The 16,262-nt window shown below is 71.3% G+C and carries 17 protein-coding genes; 11 read left to right on the top strand and 6 right to left on the bottom strand.

The window, feature by feature from the left end; all coding sequences use genetic code 11:
* The 4 genes from ACZ5VC_RS08475 to ACZ5VC_RS08460 all read left to right on the top strand — a co-directional run bounded on the left by ACZ5VC_RS08475 (nt 1) and on the right by ACZ5VC_RS08460 (nt 3,951).
* The gene (locus ACZ5VC_RS08475) at nt 1–1,008 is read left to right on the top strand and encodes an ABC transporter ATP-binding protein (protein WP_469119318.1); all 1,008 of its coding nucleotides are present in this window, start codon (nt 1–3) and stop codon (nt 1,006–1,008) included.
* Nucleotides 1,009–1,011: 3 nt separating this feature from the next.
* Complete coding sequence (locus tag ACZ5VC_RS08470) at nt 1,012–1,794, top strand: ABC transporter permease (RefSeq protein WP_469119317.1); 783 nt, start codon at nt 1,012–1,014, stop codon at nt 1,792–1,794.
* A 169-nt stretch (nt 1,795–1,963) separates the two neighbouring features.
* Complete coding sequence (locus tag ACZ5VC_RS08465; protein WP_469119316.1) at nt 1,964–3,124, top strand: ABC transporter ATP-binding protein; 1,161 nt, start codon at nt 1,964–1,966, stop codon at nt 3,122–3,124.
* Nucleotides 3,121–3,951, top strand: a complete 831-nt coding sequence (locus ACZ5VC_RS08460; RefSeq protein ID WP_469119315.1) for an ABC transporter permease — start codon at nt 3,121–3,123, stop codon at nt 3,949–3,951. Before ACZ5VC_RS08465 ends, ACZ5VC_RS08460 begins: the two co-directional genes overlap by 4 nt.
* A gap of 31 nt (nt 3,952–3,982) precedes the next feature.
* Here ACZ5VC_RS08460 and ACZ5VC_RS08455 read toward each other — a convergent pair whose 3' ends face one another.
* The gene (locus ACZ5VC_RS08455; protein ID WP_469119314.1) at nt 3,983–4,312 is read right to left on the bottom strand and encodes an ATP/GTP-binding protein; all 330 of its coding nucleotides are present in this window, start codon (nt 4,310–4,312) and stop codon (nt 3,983–3,985) included.
* 218 nt (nt 4,313–4,530) lie between these two features.
* Here ACZ5VC_RS08455 and ACZ5VC_RS08450 point away from each other — a divergent pair, with 218 nt between their 5' ends.
* Entirely contained in the window at nt 4,531–5,574 is a 1,044-nt protein-coding gene (locus ACZ5VC_RS08450) for an LLM class flavin-dependent oxidoreductase (protein WP_469119313.1), read from the top strand.
* 83 nt (nt 5,575–5,657) lie between these two features.
* Here the strand turns inward: ACZ5VC_RS08450 and ACZ5VC_RS08445 are convergent, their stop codons facing one another.
* Complete coding sequence (locus ACZ5VC_RS08445; RefSeq protein ID WP_468706964.1) at nt 5,658–6,050, bottom strand: SCO5389 family protein; 393 nt, start codon at nt 6,048–6,050, stop codon at nt 5,658–5,660.
* Between the two features lie 218 nt (nt 6,051–6,268).
* Here ACZ5VC_RS08445 and nucS point away from each other — a divergent pair, with 218 nt between their 5' ends.
* On the top strand, nt 6,269–6,940 hold the full coding sequence (gene nucS / locus ACZ5VC_RS08440; protein WP_468706966.1) for an endonuclease NucS: 672 nt from the start codon (nt 6,269–6,271) through the stop codon (nt 6,938–6,940).
* Between the two features lie 72 nt (nt 6,941–7,012).
* Here the strand turns inward: nucS and ACZ5VC_RS08435 are convergent, their stop codons facing one another.
* The 4 genes from ACZ5VC_RS08435 to ACZ5VC_RS08420 form a co-directional block, all read right to left on the bottom strand.
* Nucleotides 7,013–9,673, bottom strand: coding sequence for an ATP-binding protein (locus ACZ5VC_RS08435; RefSeq protein WP_469119312.1), 2,661 nt, complete (start codon nt 9,671–9,673; stop codon nt 7,013–7,015).
* 250 nt (nt 9,674–9,923) lie between these two features.
* Nucleotides 9,924–10,247 carry an STAS domain-containing protein gene (locus ACZ5VC_RS08430; RefSeq protein WP_468706970.1) on the bottom strand — a complete coding sequence of 108 codons (324 nt, stop codon included), beginning with the start codon at nt 10,245–10,247 and terminating at the stop codon, nt 9,924–9,926.
* Between the two features lie 109 nt (nt 10,248–10,356).
* Nucleotides 10,357–11,205, bottom strand: coding sequence for a 3-hydroxyacyl-CoA dehydrogenase family protein (locus ACZ5VC_RS08425; RefSeq protein WP_469119311.1), 849 nt, complete (start codon nt 11,203–11,205; stop codon nt 10,357–10,359).
* Between the two features lie 109 nt (nt 11,206–11,314).
* Nucleotides 11,315–11,971 carry a TetR/AcrR family transcriptional regulator gene (locus tag ACZ5VC_RS08420; protein ID WP_469119310.1) on the bottom strand — a complete coding sequence of 219 codons (657 nt, stop codon included), beginning with the start codon at nt 11,969–11,971 and terminating at the stop codon, nt 11,315–11,317.
* A 79-nt stretch (nt 11,972–12,050) separates the two neighbouring features.
* On the opposite strand from ACZ5VC_RS08420, the gene ACZ5VC_RS08415 reads away from it, so the two are divergent.
* The 5 genes from ACZ5VC_RS08415 (at nt 12,051) to ACZ5VC_RS08395 (ending at nt 16,204) form a co-directional block, all read left to right on the top strand.
* On the top strand, nt 12,051–12,833 hold the full coding sequence (locus ACZ5VC_RS08415; protein ID WP_469119309.1) for an ABC transporter ATP-binding protein: 783 nt from the start codon (nt 12,051–12,053) through the stop codon (nt 12,831–12,833).
* A 22-nt stretch (nt 12,834–12,855) separates the two neighbouring features.
* Nucleotides 12,856–13,605: an ABC transporter permease gene (locus ACZ5VC_RS08410; RefSeq protein ID WP_469119308.1), complete on the top strand. Its 750-nt coding sequence runs from the start codon at nt 12,856–12,858 to the stop codon at nt 13,603–13,605.
* 13 nt (nt 13,606–13,618) lie between these two features.
* On the top strand, nt 13,619–14,191 hold the full coding sequence (locus tag ACZ5VC_RS08405) for a cob(I)yrinic acid a,c-diamide adenosyltransferase (protein ID WP_468706982.1): 573 nt from the start codon (nt 13,619–13,621) through the stop codon (nt 14,189–14,191).
* Between the two features lie 169 nt (nt 14,192–14,360).
* Nucleotides 14,361–15,557: a sensor histidine kinase gene (locus tag ACZ5VC_RS08400; RefSeq protein ID WP_469119307.1), complete on the top strand. Its 1,197-nt coding sequence runs from the start codon at nt 14,361–14,363 to the stop codon at nt 15,555–15,557.
* Complete coding sequence (locus ACZ5VC_RS08395) at nt 15,554–16,204, top strand: response regulator (RefSeq protein ID WP_469119306.1); 651 nt, start codon at nt 15,554–15,556, stop codon at nt 16,202–16,204. The genes ACZ5VC_RS08400 and ACZ5VC_RS08395 overlap by 4 nt, the downstream gene beginning before the upstream one ends.
* Nucleotides 16,205–16,262: the final 58 nt, after the last annotated feature.

Raw genomic sequence — 16,262 nt, 5'->3', positions numbered from 1 at the left:
ATGATCGAGCTTGAGGGGCTTACCAAACGCTTCGGCACGAAGACGGCGGTCGACCATCTGTCGTTCCAGGTCCGGCCCGGGATGATCACCGGCTTCCTCGGACCGAACGGCGCCGGCAAGTCGACGACGATGCGCATGATGCTCGATCTGGACATCCCGACCAGCGGTACCGTCCGTATCGACGGCAAGCACTACCGCGACCTCGAGGAACCGCTGAAGTACATAGGGGCGTTGCTGGACGCCAAGGCGATGCACGGGGGCCGCTCGGCGTACAACAACCTGCTGTGCCTGGCCCAGTCCAACCGCATTCCGGAGCGCCGGGTCACCGAGGTTCTCGACACGGTCGGACTCACACCGGTGGCGAAGAAGAAGTCCAAAGGATTTTCGCTCGGGATGGGCCAGCGGCTGGGAATCGCCTCCGCGTTGCTGGGTGATCCGGAGATCTTGATGTTCGACGAACCCGTCAATGGTCTGGACCCCGAGGGTATTCACTGGATCCGCAATCTGATGAAGGCGCTGGCGGCGGAAGGCCGGACGATCTTCGTTTCCAGCCATCTGATGAGTGAAATGGCGCTGACCGCCGATCACTTGATCGTCATCGGCCAGGGCAAGCTGCTCGCCGATACCTCGATGGCCGATTTCATCCAGCAGAACTCACGGAGTTTCGTGCGTCTGCGCTCACCCCAGCAGGAGGAGCTGCGGGACGTGCTCCACGCCAACGGCTTCATCCCGGTCGAGTCGGGCAACGGCACCCTGGAGGTCGACGGCGCGACCACCGAGGCGCTCGGTGAGCTCGCCGCCCGGCACCAGCTCGTCCTCCATGAACTCAGCGCCCAGCGCGCCTCGCTGGAGGAGGCGTTCATGCAGATGACGGCGGGCGCGGTCGAATACCACGCGCACGGCACGGACGTCCACGGCACCACGGGCGGCCCCGTCTGGGGCGCGCCGGCCCCCCCGGCCGAAACGACGAGCGGCCCCCACTGGGGCGACACCCACCAGGGGGCCTGAACCATGGCATCGGTACCCGCCGCCGTCCTCCAGTCCGAGTGGACCAAGATCCGCACGGTGTCCTCCACGAGCTGGACCCTGGTCAGCGCGCTGTTGGTCACGGTCGCCATGAGCGCGGCGCTCTGCGCGCTGATGAAGTCGACCTTCACCGAGCTCTCCCCCGCCGAGCGGGCCACCTTCGACCCGACCTTCATCAGCTTCTCGGGGATGATTCTCGGCCAGCTGGCGATGGTCGTCTTCGGTGTGCTCGTGGTCGGCACCGAGTACAGCTCGGGCATGATCCGCACCTCGCTGGCCGCCGTCCCGCAGCGGGCCACGTTCCTCCTCAGCAAGATCACGGTGGCCGGACTGCTGGCCCTCGTCGTCGGGCTCGCGACCAGCTTCCTGTCGTTCTTCATCGGCCAGGCCCTGCTCGGCGAGTACCGCACCACCCTCGGCGCGGATAACGTCCTGCGGGCGGTCATCGGCGGCGGTCTCTACATGGGGCTGATCGCGCTCTTCTCGATGGGCGTCGCGGCGATGCTGCGCTCGTCGATGCTCTCCCTCGGCATCCTGGTGCCGTTCTTCTTCCTGATCTCCCAGATCCTGTCCGCCGTCCCGAAGGCCAAGGACGTGGCGCTGTACTTCCCGGACCAGGCCGGCTCCAAGATCATGCAGGTGGTCCCGGACGCGATGAACACGCAGGAGGCGCCGTACGGGCCCTGGGGCGGGCTGGGGATCATGCTGATCTGGGTCGCGGCCGCGCTGATCGGGGGCTACCTGGTCATGAAGAAGCGCGACGCCTGACCCGGTCGGGCCGTCCGGCCGGGGAGGCGGGGCGTCCGGCCGGGGCGTCCGGGGCTCGTCGGCTTTGGCCGGAACCGTCAAGGGCCGGATACCCTCTTACCTCCTACGGGGGCCTTCGGCCACGGGCCACTGCCCCGACGACGACCTGACCTGTCGATGGGGCTGGAGAATGATCGAGGCAGTCGGCCTGACGAAGCGCTACGGCGCCAAGACGGCCGTGTACAACCTTTCCTTCCAGGTGCGGCCCGGCGCCGTCACCGGCTTCCTGGGGCCCAACGGCTCCGGGAAGTCGACGACCATGCGCATGATCCTCGGGCTCGACCGGCCGACCTCCGGACACGTCACGATCGGCGGCCACCCCTTCCGGCAGCTTCCCAACGCCCCCCGGCAGGTCGGCGCCCTGCTCGACGCCAAGGCCGTCCACGGCGGCCGGAGCGCCCGCAACCATCTGCTGTCCCTCGCCCAGCTCGCCGGGATCCCGGCCCGCCGGGTCGACGAGGTGCTCGGGGTCGTCGGGCTCCAGGACGTGGCCCGCAGGCGCTCCAAGGGCTTCTCGCTCGGCATGGGGCAGCGGCTCGGCATCGCGGCCGCGCTCCTCGGTGACCCCCAGGTGCTGCTCTTCGACGAGCCGGTCAACGGTCTCGACCCCGAGGGCATCCTCTGGGTCCGCAACCTCATGAAGAAGCTCGCCTCCGAGGGCCGGACGGTCTTCGTGTCGAGCCATCTGATGAGCGAGATGGCGCTGACCGCCGACCAGTTGATCGTGATCGGCCGCGGTCAGCTGCTCGCCGACATGAGCGTCAAGGACTTCATCTCCGCCAACTCCGCGGACTTCGCCCGGGTGCGGACGCCCCAGACCGAGCCGCAGCAGCGGGAGAAGCTGACGGCGGTACTGACCGAGGCCGGCGGGCAGGTGCTCTCCGAGCGGGACGGCGCGCTGCGCGTGACCGGTCTCCCGCTGCCGCGGATCAGCGATCTGGCGCACGAGGCGGACGTCCGGCTGTGGGAGCTCTCGCCGCACCAGGCGTCGCTGGAGGAGGCGTACATGCGGATGACGCAGAGCGCCGTGGACTACCGCTCCACCGAGGACCAGCTGGCCGGCCTGCAGCAGCCCGTGCCGCACCCCGGGGACGGCTATGTGGTGCCGCAGCCGGTGGTTCCGGAGGTGCCCCAGCAGGGCTGGTACGCCCCGCCGCCGCCCGGGGAGAACCCGTACGCGCAGAAGCCGCCGGTGCCCGCGGAGCCGCCCGTCGCGCCCGCGCCCGTGGACCAGACCCCGGCCGGCCCGGCCCCCGACACCGACCCGAGCACCAACAAGGACGCCCGATGACGACCCCGTACCAGCAGCAGGGCGCACCCCTCGCCTCGTACGTCTCACCCATCCCGGTGCGCAGGGCCCACCTCGGGGACGCCCTCGCCTCCGAGTGGACCAAAATCCGTTCTCTGCGCTCCACGATGTGGACGCTCGGCGTCATGATCCTGCTCATGGTCGGCATCGGCCTGGGCGTCGCGGCGATCGTGGCCGCCTCCGACGTCGACACCGAGGGTGAGTCCGCCCTCGGTCTCGGGTTCTTCGGTGTACTGCTCGGTTCGATCTGCGTGATCACGCTCGGCGTGCTCACCATCGCGTCCGAGTACGGCACGGGCATGATCCGCACGACGCTGACCGCCTGCCCCAGCCGCGCCCGTGTGCTGGCGGCCAAGGCGATCGTCTTCTTCGTGCTGGTGTTCACGGTCACCACGGTGACCGTCACGGTCGTCGCCGCGGTCCAGACCGCGATGGTGGACGCGACCCCCGCGTCCGGCGGCGACTGGCTGCGGGCGACCGTGGGCGTGGGGCTCTACCTGGCGCTGCTCGGGCTGCTGTCGCTCGCCGTCGGCACGCTGCTGCGGCACTCGGCGGGCGCGATCACGATCATGATCGGCGTGCTGCTGTTCCCGCTGGTGGCGGCCATGTTCATGTTCTCGGAGTCGTTGGCGAAGCTCCAGGAGGGGCTGCTCGCCTATGCGATCCCGAGCCAGATCATCGCGCTCTACAGCGAGAACGCCGTGCGCGAGTCGGGGCCGGCCGGCTGGGAGCCTCTCCTGATCATGCTGGGTCTGACCGCGGCGACGCTGGGCGCCGCGTTCGCGGTGCTCAACAGCCGCGACGCGTGAGGAACCCGGCCGGCGCCGCCGGACAACCGCCTCAGTACTTGGGGGCGTTGCGGGACCGCTGCACCCGGGAGGTGCGGCGGTCCTTCGCGTTCCAGCACGCCTTGTGCCAGTGGCGCCGGTCGTCCACGCCGCCGTACTCCGGCCAGGCCACCACGTGGGGCATCCCGGCGGGGATCTCCTGGTCGCAGCCGGGGCAGCGGTAGCGCTTGCCGACCGAGTTCGCCCCGGCGACATGCCGGACGGACCACTCCTCGCCCTGCCAGGGCTCGGTGCGCTGCACACCGCCGTACCGGTCTCCCGGCGCACCTTCCTGCTCGACGGGACTGTCGCCGCCACGAGGGCGGTTGCGGCGCGGGGACACGTAACACCTCACGGGGCCGGGTGCGGGACAGGTGACTTCCAGCGTACGGCTCACGACCCCGGGTACATGTCCCGGACGGGTGTCGCGGTGTCGGCCGACAGGCCCAGTTACCGGAAAATCGCAAGAACTTCGCATCCGCCCGTTGCCTTTGGCACGTGTCAGACGTTGTTGCCGGTAAGAGGGGGAGAGCCGCGTCGGCCGCAAGGAGGCAAAAGGCGATGCGCGTGGGTACGTTTGTTCTGGCCGCCCAGTTCCCGGGGCAGGGGCAGGGGGAGGCGTTGCACCGGGCGGTGCGGACCGCCGAGGTCGCCGAGGAGGCCGGGCTCGACTCGGTCTGGCTGGCCGAGCACCACTTCGTTCCGTACGGCGTGTGTCCGTCGGCCGTGACACTGGCCGCGCTGCTCCTCGGCCGCACCCGCCGGATCCGGGTGGGGACGGCGGTGAGCGTGCTGCCGACCGCCCATCCCGTCGCACTGGGCGAGCAGGCCGCGCTGCTGCACCTCACCTCCGGCGGCCGCTTCACCCTGGGCGTCGGCAGGGGCGGCCCCTGGGTGGACCTGGAGGTCTTCGGCGCGGGCCTGGAGGCGTACGAGCAGGGGTTCCCCGAGGCGCTGGACCTGCTGCTGCGCTGGCTGCGCGAGCCCCGTGTGGGAGCCCAGGGGGAACGATTCGCTTTCCGTGAAGTCGCGGTCGTGCCGCGGCCGGACGAGCTCCTCGGCCCCGTCGGTGAATCGGCCGGGCCCGAAGTGGTCCTGGCGTGCACCTCGCCGGCGAGCGTCCGCAGGGCCGCCGAGCGTGGGCTGCCGATGCTCCTCGGTATGCACTGCGGCGACGAGGAGAAGGCCGAGATGGTCGCCGCGTGGCGCAGGCACGCCCTCGCGGCGGGCCATGCGCCGGACGCGGTCGACCGCGCCGCCGCCGGGCATGTGTCGGCGGGTGTGGCGCAGATCGCGGACAGCGGGGCCGACGCCGCCGAGGCGCTCCTCAAGGCGATGCCGGGGTGGCTGAAGCAGGGCCTGGACGCCCATGTGACGGTCGACGGTCGGCACCGGGCGATGCGGGACCCCGTCGCCTACACCGAGCTGCTGTGCGCCCTGCACCCGGTCGGCACGCCGCGGCTGGCGGCGGACCGGCTCGCCGCGACCGCCGAGCGCACGGGCATCACCCGCTTCGCGCTGCTGGCCGAGGGGTCGGGAGACCTCACGGCGACCGAGGAGAACGTGCGGCGCCTGGGCGCCGAGGTGTTGCCGCTGCTCGTCTGAGCCGCCGCCCTTCCCGCCGTACGAAGAAGGCTGCCGCCCCGGCATCAGGTGTCTCGCGCGAAGCGGAGCGGCAGCAGAAGACATCAGCAGTCGCGCAGTTCGGGCGACTGATTGAGCAGCTGGCCCCGGATGGAAGTGAAGCGGGCCAGCCGCTCGTCCACCGAGGAGTCCAGCGGGAACACCGCTACACGGTGGCAGTTCTGGAAGGCCAGACGCACACCGAAGTGCCGCTGGAGCGCTCCGCGGATCGCGTCACTCGCGAGCGCGCGCAGCAGCTGACCACGTGCCTGCTCGTCCGGCGGCGGCGTCTGGTTGTCGGCGAACTCTCCGCCGTCCACCTTCAGCTGAGCCACCAGAGAACTGATCATCTCCCATGCGAAGGGCAGGGAGGTCCGGACGCAGTCGACGAAGTCGGCTTCGTCGACCTCGCCTCGCTCGGCCTGTTCCAACAGCGCCGGTGAGACGTCGAGCGACATGGGTTCTCCTCTCGCGACCCCGACGAGCGGGGTCTTACGGGCAGGGAAGGAGGAGCCCCCGTACGCCACGCAGAGTGCACGAGCGACGACCTCCTGCTTCCACGTTAAGCGCGCTGTCCGGACCGCACCAGGAGATTGGGACCACAACCGGCCAATAACGAACGGGGCTTTAGGGCCGAATCGCGCGGAAGCGTATGCGTCGAGTAGCGTTGCGCCCCATGCGTCTCGTCATCGCCCGCTGCTCCGTGGACTACGCGGGCCGGCTCACCGCCCACCTGCCCTCCGCCCCCCGTCTGATCCTGGTCAAGGCAGACGGCAGCGTCTCCATCCACGCCGACGACCGGGCGTACAAACCGCTCAACTGGATGTCCCCGCCGTGCACGCTCAAGGAGGGCGTCGACGGAGAGGCGGGCATCTGGACCGTCGTCAACAAAGCGGGCGAGAAACTGATCATCACCATGGAGGAGGTCCTCCATGATTCCTCGCACGAACTCGGCGTCGACCCGGGGCTCATCAAGGACGGCGTGGAAGCGCACCTCCAAGAGCTTCTCGCCGACAGGATCGAGACACTGGGCGACGGATACAGCCTGATCCGCCGCGAGTACCCGACGGCCATCGGCCCGGTGGACATCCTCTGCCGTGACTCGGACGGCGCGACGGTCGCGGTCGAGATCAAGCGGCGTGGCGAGATCGACGGTGTGGAGCAGCTCACCCGCTATCTGGAGCTGCTCAACCGCGATCCCCATCTGGCGCCGGTCAAGGGCATCTTCGCGGCGCAGGAGATCAAGCCGCAGGCGCGGGTGCTGGCGACGGACCGCGGGATCGGGTGCGTGGTCCTGGACTACGACGCGATGCGCGGCATCGAGGACGACAAGCTCCGGCTGTTCTGAGCCACGCGGTACGGGGCGGCCCCCGGCGGTGACTACCGCCGGGGGCCGTTTCCATGTGCGCGGGTACGGTCGTCAGGCCGCGCTGCCGCTGTTGCTGGGGCTGCCGTTCGTGTCGCCGCCGGTGGGGTCGGTCCCGCCGGTGGTCGTGCCGCCCGTCGGGTCGGTCCCGCCGGTGGTCGTGCCACCCGTGGGGTCGGTCCCACCGGTGGTCGTGCCACCCGTGGGGTCGGTCCCACCAGTGGTCGTGCCGCCCGTCGGGTCGGTCCCACCGGTCGTCGTCCCACCCGCCGGGTCGGTCCCGCCGGTCGTGGTCGTCCCCCCGCTCGACGACGTACCGCCGGTGCTGGAGGGGCTGCCGCTCGGCGAACCACCGGTCGTCGTGGAGCCCGACGTGCTGCCGCCCCCCGACGTGGTCGACCCACCGGTCGTCGGGCCGCCCGTCGAGGCGCTGCCCGAGGACGACGGGCTGCCACCGGATGTCGTCGATGAGCCGCCGCCCGTGGAGGAGCCCCCGTCGCGCGGGGTCGCCGATCCCGACGGGTTCGGCGATTCCGGCTTTCCGGTGCTCCCCGGCGGGGTCGGGTCCTCGACGGGCTCGTCCGTGTTGTAGCCGTCGTCGCCCGTGTCCTGGCCGGCCGACGGGTCCGAGCTGACCCGCTCCGAGCCCGGCTTCTCGTCGCCGCCGGAGGTCGCGCCGAGGGTGATCACCGTGCCGAGGACGGCGACGAGCAGCGCGCCCGCGCCGACCGCGACGGCATTGCGCCGGGCGCCGCCGAGGAAGGCCCAGCGGGTGTGCGTCTTCGTCATACCGCCGGAGGACGTGTCCTGGCGGGTGACGAGGGTGACGTCCTGGTCGGGGAACGGCGACACCGTGCGGGCGACGGGGATGCCGCCGGGCGGGGACGCCGACGCGTCCCGGCGGACGGACGGGGCCTGCTCGCCGGCCGGGCCGCGTCCTGCGAGCGGGCCGCCCGCACGGTCGGCGACGAGGGCGAGCGCCCGGCGGCCGGCGACGGTGCCGCGCTTGTCGGCGAGCGCGCCGCGCATGCCGATGGAAGCCTCCAGCTCGGCGCGGGCCCGGTCGAGGTTGCCCGCGCAGAGAGCCAGGACGCCCAACTCGTGGTGGAAATAGGCCTCTTCGGCGACGTCGCCGGCGATCCGGGCGGCCTCCTGGCCCGTGCGCAGAGCCCGCTCCCAGGCGCCCCAGTGCAGTCCCGCGGCGAAGGCCGGGGTGGCGCTGCGGGCGAGGAGGACGGCCGCGGCGATGTGCCCGTCCTCGTCGTCGGAGTTCTGCCCGGGGGGCGCGCCTTCGCTGGGCAGCAGCGCGGTCATCGATGCGAGCAGGGCGTCTGCCTCGGCGCCGGCGCGCTCGGGGGTGACCGAGGGGTGTCCGGCCCACCAGGCGTAGTGCTGGGCGACGGTGTGGGCGCGGTCGGCGGCGCCCTCGCCGTATCCGGCGGCCTCCAGCTGGGCCAGTACCTGGGCGGCGAGCCGGTAGCGGGGGCCGACGGGGGTGAGCAGACCGCAGTTCACCAGCTCGCCGAGCGCGGCATCCGCGTGGGTGTCGCCGACGAGGGCGGGCAGATGGGCCGGATGCGGCACCTCGCCGCCGAGCGCGACCGCGAGGCGCAGGGTCTCGCGGGCGGACGGGCCGAGCCGCGAGGCGAGCAGCGCCGCCGGCGCCGCGCCGTCGGCGAGGCTGGGCAGGGGTATCTCGGGCAGCTCGGAGTCGGGGATGTCGTCGGGGTCGTCGGGCTCGTCGTCGGGGTTGGCGGGGCCCGCTCCGAACGGGTCGAAGGCGCCCTGGTCGGCGCGGAGGGCGTCGCGCTGGCGCAGCAGCGCGCCCGCCTGGACGAAGCGCAGCGGCAGGCCCTCGGACTCGAACCAGAGGTCGCCGGCCCAGTTGGCCTCCTCGTCGGTGAGGGCCCGGTCGACGACCCGCTCCAGCAGTTCCAGTGTGGAGCCCCGGCCGAGACCGGCGAGGGTGACCTCTTCCAGGTGCGCTTCGGCCGTGGGCGCGGGCACATCGGGGGTGGCGGCGAACAGGAAGGCGCATTCGGGGGTCGCGTCGAGGAGCTCGTCGAGGGCCGCGCCGCCGATTTCCAGGTCGTCGACGACGACGACCGCGCCGATGTCGTGGACGTGGTCGAGCAGGGTCGCCCGGTCGGGGCGGTACTGCGAGGCGTGGTGAACCGTCGCGAACAGTTCGTGGAGCAGCTCGGTCGCGGTGCGGCGGTAGCCGGAGAGTCGTACGACGCCGTCCGGGGCGATGTCCGCGCAGTCGCCGGCGACGGCGTCGAGGAGGGTGGTCCGGCCGGAGCCGGCGGGCCCGGTGAGCCGGGCCGAGCGCCCGCGCGCCAGGAGCTGTACGAGCCGCTCGCGCTCCTCCTGCCGCTCCAGGAGCGGCAGAGGCGGGGCGGCGGGCCCGGCGGGGAGGGGCGGGCCCGAGACGCGGGTGAGGTCGGCACGCTCGTCGGCGGTGCGCTTGCGCGGCCGTGCGGGGAGCTCACCGGGCGGGCAGGGTTCTATCTCGCTGCCGTCGATCGGGTTGATGGTGAGCAGCAGGTCGCCGGAGACGATCTGTGCCGTACGGGCGGTCGTCGGACCCGCCGACCCGCCGCCCTTGACCGGTCCGGTCACGGGTGTGATGGGGTCGCGCCGGCCGCCGTCACGGGTGCCGCCGCCGTCGTTGTCGTGGCCGTGTTCTTCCGGCCCCCGGTTGATCGGGTCCATCAAAGCCCCCAAAAGCGTCGCGCGCCGATGCCAAGCCCCTCCCGGCCGATCTGCACGTCCGCTGTCGCTTCTGGTCCGGTGCCCGCCAGTGGGTCCGTCAATCGGCGGGCAGCCGAACCCTAGACGGTCGCACGGCCTCGGGGAACAGGTGGGGTGCCACGCCGCCCCAGACGTCACCTTCTCGTGAGGATTGGGCGCCAGGGGCGAATTTCACAGGCGCTCCACACACGGTGACGCCCGTGGACGAGGTTCAGACGCGCGGCAGCGACTCGGCCGCGATGCCGCCCTCGATGGCGAGGATGCGGTGCAGCCGGGTGGCCACCAGCAGGCGCTGCATCTGGGGCGGGACCCCGCGCAGCACCAGGCGGCGGCCGCACCGGCCGGCCCGCCGGTGCGCGCCCATGATGACCCCGAGCCCGGTGGCGTCCCAGGAGTCCAGTCCGGTCAGGTCGAGGACCAGGTCGCCGGCTCCGTCGTCGACGGCCGAGTGCAGGACCGTACGGGCGTCCGCCGCGCTGCGCACGTCGAGGCGCCCCCCGACGACCAGCTCGGCGTGGTCGCCCCTGATGTGCATATGCGCTCCCCGAGAGTTTGGCTTTGCACCAACTGACTGCCGGATGGGCGGGCCAGTTGCGCCTTGTAAGCGAACCGATACCAAATTCACCCGCGGGGGTGAGGTGGGGTCAGTGCTTGTAGAAGCCCTGCCCGCTCTTGCGGCCGATGTCACCGGCGTCCACCATCCGGCGCATCAGCTCCGGCGGGGCGAACTTCTCGTCCTGCGACTCGGTGTAGATGTTGCTGGTGGCGTGGAGCAGGATGTCCACGCCGGTCAGGTCGGCGGTGGCCAGCGGGCCCATGGCGTGACCGAAGCCCAGCTTGCACGCGATGTCGATGTCCTCGGCGGAGGCCACGCCCGACTCGTAGAGCTTGGCGGCCTCGACGACCAGCGCGGAGATCAGCCGGGTGGTGACGAAACCGGCGACGTCGCGGTTGACGACGATGCAGGTCTTGCCGACCGACTCGGCGAACTCGCGGGTGGTGGCGAGGGTTTCGTCGCTGGTCTTGTAGCCGCGGACCAGCTCGCAGAGCTGCATCATCGGCACCGGCGAGAAGAAGTGGGCGCCGACGACGCGCTCCGGGCGCTCGGTGACCGCCGCGATCTTGGTGATCGGGATGGCGGAGGTGTTGGAGGCGAGGACCGTGTCGTCCCGTACGAGCTTGTCGAGCGTACGGAAGATCTCGTGCTTGACCTCGAGCTTCTCGAAGACCGCCTCGACGACGATGTCGGCGTCGGCGGCGCCGTCCAGGTCGGTGGTGGTGGTGATGCGGGCCAACGCGGCCTCGGCGTCGGCCGCTTCGAGCTTGCCCTTGGAGACGAACTTGTCGTACGACGCCTTGATGCCGTCGGTGCCGCGGGTCAGGGCCGCGTCGGTGACGTCACGCAGGACGACGTCCCAGCCCGCCTGGGCCGAGACCTGCGCGATTCCGGACCCCATGAGTCCGGCCCCGATGACGGCGAGCTTCCTGGCCACGTTCTACCCCTTAACGGCTGTTTACTTTCTGGCTCTCCGGCGGAGGTTAGCGGGCGTGAGGGGTCGTGTGAGCCCGAAGAGATGCGCGTCACGTCTCAGATGACGGACATCACACCGCCGGGGCCCATTCCGTGGGCCGTACCGCGTACTTGAGCACCTTCTCCCCCAGGAGTTCCTCGATCTCGTCGAGGAGGACGAGGGCCTCGCGAGACACTTCCGCCGGTTTGCGCCGCTTGACCATTTCCGTACCGATCCAGCCCATGACGGTGCTGTGCACCCAGGCCAGCTGTCCGGCGACGAGGGCGGGCAGCAGGGAGTCGTCGTCCGGTCCGGCCTCCGCGCGCATGGTCGCCTCCAGGTCCGCCAGGAGTTCCTGCTGGATGGCCCAGAGCCGGGAGCGCAGGGTGTGCGCCTCGGTGATCACCCGCATGAAGTCGGCGTAGCCGTCGATGAGGCCGACGGCCGGCGAGACGGCTTCGACCTCGGCGCGCAGTTCGCGCAGCACGGCGTCGGCGGCCGACTCCCCCGGCGCGCGGCCGCGCACCCAGCGGGAGAGGCGGTCGACGACCCCCTTGCTGCGGTCGAGGAAGAGGTCCTCCTTGGCCGGGAAGTAGTTGTAGACGGTGTTGACCGACACCTGGGCCGCCTCGGCGATCTCCGCGATCGTCACCGCGTCGAAGCCGCGCTCCACGAACAGGCCTGTCGCCACGTCCGAGATGAGCTGCCTGGTCTGCCGCTTCTTGCGCTCTCTGAGTCCCTCAGCCATGGACCCATCGTAACTTTTCTGGCGTCGATGAAAACTTGGGGTCGTTGCAAAATTTAAGAGACTCTGTTTTTCTGGGGCCATGGCAATCATCAGTACCGCCGGGCTCGCCCGGACCTTCCAGACCAAGAACGGCCCGGTGGAGGCGGTGCGCGGCATCGACCTGACCGTGCGGCCGGGCGAGATCCTCGGCTTCCTCGGGCCCAACGGAGCCGGCAAGACCACGACCCTGCGGATGCTCACCACACTGCTGCCGCCGACCGGCGGAGCGGCCACCGTGGCCGGCTTCGACCTCGTCCGCGACCCCGCCAAGGTGCGCGGCAAGATCGGTTACGTCGCCCAGTCCGGCGGCGTCGACCTGAGCGTCTCCGTACGCGAGGAACTGGTCACCCAGGGACGGCTCTACCGGCTCACCAGGGACGAGGCCGTCGTCCGCGCCGAGGAGCTGGCCGCCGACCTCGGCCTCACCGAGCTGCTCGACCGCGGCTGCGCCGCCCTCTCCGGCGGCCAGCGCCGCCGCCTGGACATCGCGATGGGCCTCACCCACCGGCCCGAGCTGCTCTTCCTCGACGAGCCGACCACCGGCCTCGATCCGGGCAGCCGCGCCGAGCTGTGGAAGCTGGTGAGGCGGCTGCGCGACGAGTACGGCACGACCGTCTTCCTCACCACCCACTACCTCGACGAGGCGGACGAGCTGTCCGACCGGCTCGTCGTCGTCGACCGGGGCGCGGTCGTCGCGGAGGGCACCCCGGCCGAGCTCAAGGAGCGGTACGCCGGCTCGCCCGGCGCCACCCTCCAGGACACCTTCCTCGCCATCACCGGGCGCGGCCCCGCCCCCGCCGACACCACTCCCGTGGCCGTCTAGGCCCCTCCCCGAGGACACGACCATGCTTCTCCACGACATCGCGCTGATCTTCGGGCGGTACGCCCGTCAGACGCTGCGCTCCAAGTTCCAGATGCTCTTCGGTGTGCTGATGCCGCTGCTCTACCTGCTCTTCTTCGGGCCGCTGCTCACCGAGCTGCCGCTCGCCTCCGAGGGCGACTCCTGGCAGGTGCTCGTCCCCGGCCTTCTCCTCCAACTCGGGCTCTTCGGCGCCTCCTTCTCCGGCTTCGCGGTCATCATCGAGAACCAGATGGGGGTGGTCGAGCGGATGCGGGTGACTCCGGTCAGCCGGCTCGCCCTGCTCCTCGGCCGGGTACTGCGCGACGCGGCGCTCTTCGTCTTCCAGGCCGTCCTGCTCGTCCTCGCCGCGCTGGCGATGGGCCTGCGCGCCCCGCTCGGCGGCATCCTCATCGGCTTCGCCTTCGTCGCCGTCCTCACGGTGGCGCTGGCCTCGCTCTCGTACGCACTGGCGCTCAAGGTCTCCAAGCCGCAGGAGTTCGGCCCGGTCGTCAACGCGCTGTCGATGCCCTCGATGCTGCTGTCCGGCCTCATGCTGCCGATGGCGCTCGCCCCCGCCTGGCTGGACGTGCTGTCGCACTTCACGCCGTTCCGCTACCTGGTGGACGCGGTGCGGGCGGGGTACGTCGGCGACTACGCGGGGACGGCGATGCTGTACGGGGTCCTGGTCGGCGCCGGGTTCGCCGCGCTGGCCGTGACGGTGGGCACACGTGTCTTCCGCCGGGCCGGAGCGTAACTACGCTGGCCTCATGGTCAATCTGACGCGCATCTACACCCGTACCGGCGACCAGGGCACCACCGCGCTGGGCGACATGAGCCGCACCGCCAAGACCGATCTGCGGATCTCGGCGTACGCCGACGCCAACGAGGCCAATGCCGTCATCGGCACGGCCATCGCCCTCGGGCAGCTCGACGAAGAGGTCGTCAAAGTCCTCGTCCGCGTCCAGAACGACCTGTTCGACGTGGGCGCGGACCTCTCGACCCCGGTGATCGAGGATCCGAAGTACCCGCCGCTGCGGGTCGAGCAGTCGTACATCGACAAACTGGAGGCGGACTGCGACCGCTTCCTGGAGCAGCTGGAGAAGCTCCGCTCCTTCATCCTGCCGGGCGGCACACCGGGCGCGGCGCTGCTGCACCAGGCGTGCACCGTCGTACGGCGGGCCGAGCGCTCGACCTGGGCGGCGATCGAGGTCCACGGCGAGACGATGAACGCGCTGACGGCGACGTATCTGAACCGCCTGTCCGACCTGCTGTTCATTCTGGCGAGGACGGCGAACAAGGCGGTCGGGGACGTGCTCTGGGTGCCGGGCGGAGAGCGCTAGCGGACACGACGTAGGGTCTTTCGTCCGGATCGTGCCGGATCAGTGAGCGGGGTCCGGTGCGTGCGGACGAGGACGTCGGCCGGACGGCCCGCCACTACATCCTTCGACGGATGCCCGGCTCCGCCCCCGCGCCGACTCCCGGCCCGCTCCCGGCGTGTTGGATGGACTCGTGACCCTCCCCCGCCCCCACCGCGACGACGTGTTCTTCGCCGTCACCGGGCTGCTCGGCGGTGTCCTGCTCTGGGCACTCGGACTGCACACCCAGGACCACCGGGACGAGCTGCCGTCCTGGGTGACGCTGGTGCCGCTCGTGGTGGCCGCGCTGCTCGAACTGCATCGCAGGACCATGCCCCGTACCGCCCTGAACGTCGGCACCCTGGCGGTCGTGGCCGACCAGTTCACGCAGGGGAACCTGGTCACGGTGCTGATGTTCACGGACCTGGTCTACGCGGCCGTGGTCTACGGGTCGCCCGCGACCGCACGCCGGGTGCCCCGGACCACCGGGCTGATCACCGTGGCCGCGACCATCACGTACCTGGCCTGGTTCCGCACACCCGAGGGGCTGCTGCTCGGCATCGTCACCGGCCTGGTGTCCTTCGCACCCGCGGCCACCGGCGCGATCATCCGCAATCACCGCGAGGCCGCGGAGACCGCCTCGCTGCGTGCCGAGCAGACGGCCCTGCTGGCCGAGATGGACCGCGCCCAGGCGGTGGTCGCCGAGCGCGCCCGCATGGCCCGCGAGCTGCACGACATGGTCGCCAACCACCTCTCGGCCATCGCGATCCACTCCACGGCGGCGCTCTCGCTGGACGACGCGGCCACCACCCGCCGGGCGCTCACCGTGATCCGGGAGAACAGCGTGGAGGGTCTCGCCGAGATGCGCCGGCTGATCGGGCTGCTGCGGGCGAGTGGCGACGACGGGGAACCGGCCGCCGCGCCCAGGCTGGCCGGACTGGACGCGCTCCTGGCGCAGGCACGGACGAACGGCGCGTCGAGCGGGCTGACATTCACCCTCGACGACGTGCGCGCGGAGGATCTCGATCCGCTCCCGGCGCCGGTCGAGCTCGCCGCGTACCGGATCGTCCAGGAGTCGCTGACCAATGCGCTCAAGCACGCTCCGGCCGGACCGGTCACGGTCCGGCTCGTCCGGGACGAGCGGGCGCTGAGGGTACGGGTCACCAGCCCGTACGGGGACCGGGACGGGCCCCGCGCGCCCGGCTCCGGAGCCGGTCTGGTGGGGATGCGCGAGCGGGTGGCGCTGCTGGACGGCACCTTCGAGGCGGGGCCCGTCGGCAACGGTGACGGTACGAAGATCTGGCAGGTACGGGCCGAGCTGCCCGCCGAGGAGAGGACTCCGAGCGCATGACGATCCGGGTAGTGGTCGCCGAGGACCAGAGCGCGGTGCGCGCCGGGCTGGTCCTGATCCTGGGCAGCTCGCCGGAGATCGAGGTGGTGGGCGAGGCCGCGGACGGGGAGCGGGCGGTGGAGCTGGCCCGGGAGCTGCGCCCGGATCTGGTGCTGATGGATGTCCAGATGCCCCGGATGGACGGGGTCACGGCCACCCGCCAGGTCGTCGCCGAGGGGCTGGCCGACGTCCTCGTCCTCACCACCTTCGACCTGGACGAGTATGTCTTCGGAGCGCTGCGGGCGGGCGCGGCGGGCTTCCTCCTGAAGAACACCGACGCGAAGGACCTGATCGAGGCGGTACGGACGGTGGCGCGCGGCGAGGGTCTGATCGCGCCGGCGGTGACCCGGCGGCTGATCGCCGAGTTCGCGGCGCCCCGTCGCGTGCCGTCGCCGGACTCACCCGGCCCGGCCGTACTGGACGCGCTCACCCGGCGCGAACGGGAGGTGCTCGGGTGCCTGGGCAAGGGGCTGTCGAACGCGGAGATCGCGGTCCGGCTCGACATGGCGGAAGCCACGGTCAAGACGCATGTCAGCCGACTGCTCGGCAAGCTGGAGTTGCGCAGCAGGGTCCAAGCGGCCGTGCTGGCTCAGGAGTTGGGGGTCTGACCCCACCGCCTCCCCCACATTCTCCACCTATGGTCTGGACCTATTGACGATTGGTCCA

The sequence above is a fragment of the Streptomyces sp. NPDC033174 genome, assembly GCF_055577795.1.
This window is presented reverse-complemented; position numbering and strand designations above follow the sequence as displayed.

What these genes read in the sequence shown, in the direction of transcription:
- ACZ5VC_RS08475 (WP_469119318.1), top strand. Translation starts at nt 1, where the DNA reads ATGATCGAGCTTGAGGGGCTTACCAAACGCTTCGGCACGAAGACGGCG.
- ACZ5VC_RS08470 (WP_469119317.1), top strand. Translation starts at nt 1,012, where the DNA reads ATGGCATCGGTACCCGCCGCCGTCCTCCAGTCCGAGTGGACCAAGATC.
- ACZ5VC_RS08465 (WP_469119316.1), top strand. Translation starts at nt 1,964, where the DNA reads ATGATCGAGGCAGTCGGCCTGACGAAGCGCTACGGCGCCAAGACGGCC.
- ACZ5VC_RS08460 (WP_469119315.1), top strand. Translation starts at nt 3,121, where the DNA reads ATGACGACCCCGTACCAGCAGCAGGGCGCACCCCTCGCCTCGTACGTC.
- ACZ5VC_RS08450 (WP_469119313.1), top strand. Translation starts at nt 4,531, where the DNA reads ATGCGCGTGGGTACGTTTGTTCTGGCCGCCCAGTTCCCGGGGCAGGGG.
- ACZ5VC_RS08445 (WP_468706964.1), bottom strand. Translation starts at nt 6,050, where the DNA reads ATGTCGCTCGACGTCTCACCGGCGCTGTTGGAACAGGCCGAGCGAGGC.
- nucS (WP_468706966.1), top strand. Translation starts at nt 6,269, where the DNA reads ATGCGTCTCGTCATCGCCCGCTGCTCCGTGGACTACGCGGGCCGGCTC.
- ACZ5VC_RS08435 (WP_469119312.1), bottom strand. Translation starts at nt 9,673, where the DNA reads ATGGACCCGATCAACCGGGGGCCGGAAGAACACGGCCACGACAACGAC.
- ACZ5VC_RS08430 (WP_468706970.1), bottom strand. Translation starts at nt 10,247, where the DNA reads ATGCACATCAGGGGCGACCACGCCGAGCTGGTCGTCGGGGGGCGCCTC.
- ACZ5VC_RS08420 (WP_469119310.1), bottom strand. Translation starts at nt 11,971, where the DNA reads ATGGCTGAGGGACTCAGAGAGCGCAAGAAGCGGCAGACCAGGCAGCTC.
- ACZ5VC_RS08415 (WP_469119309.1), top strand. Translation starts at nt 12,051, where the DNA reads ATGGCAATCATCAGTACCGCCGGGCTCGCCCGGACCTTCCAGACCAAG.
- ACZ5VC_RS08410 (WP_469119308.1), top strand. Translation starts at nt 12,856, where the DNA reads ATGCTTCTCCACGACATCGCGCTGATCTTCGGGCGGTACGCCCGTCAG.
- ACZ5VC_RS08405 (WP_468706982.1), top strand. Translation starts at nt 13,619, where the DNA reads ATGGTCAATCTGACGCGCATCTACACCCGTACCGGCGACCAGGGCACC.
- ACZ5VC_RS08395 (WP_469119306.1), top strand. Translation starts at nt 15,554, where the DNA reads ATGACGATCCGGGTAGTGGTCGCCGAGGACCAGAGCGCGGTGCGCGCC.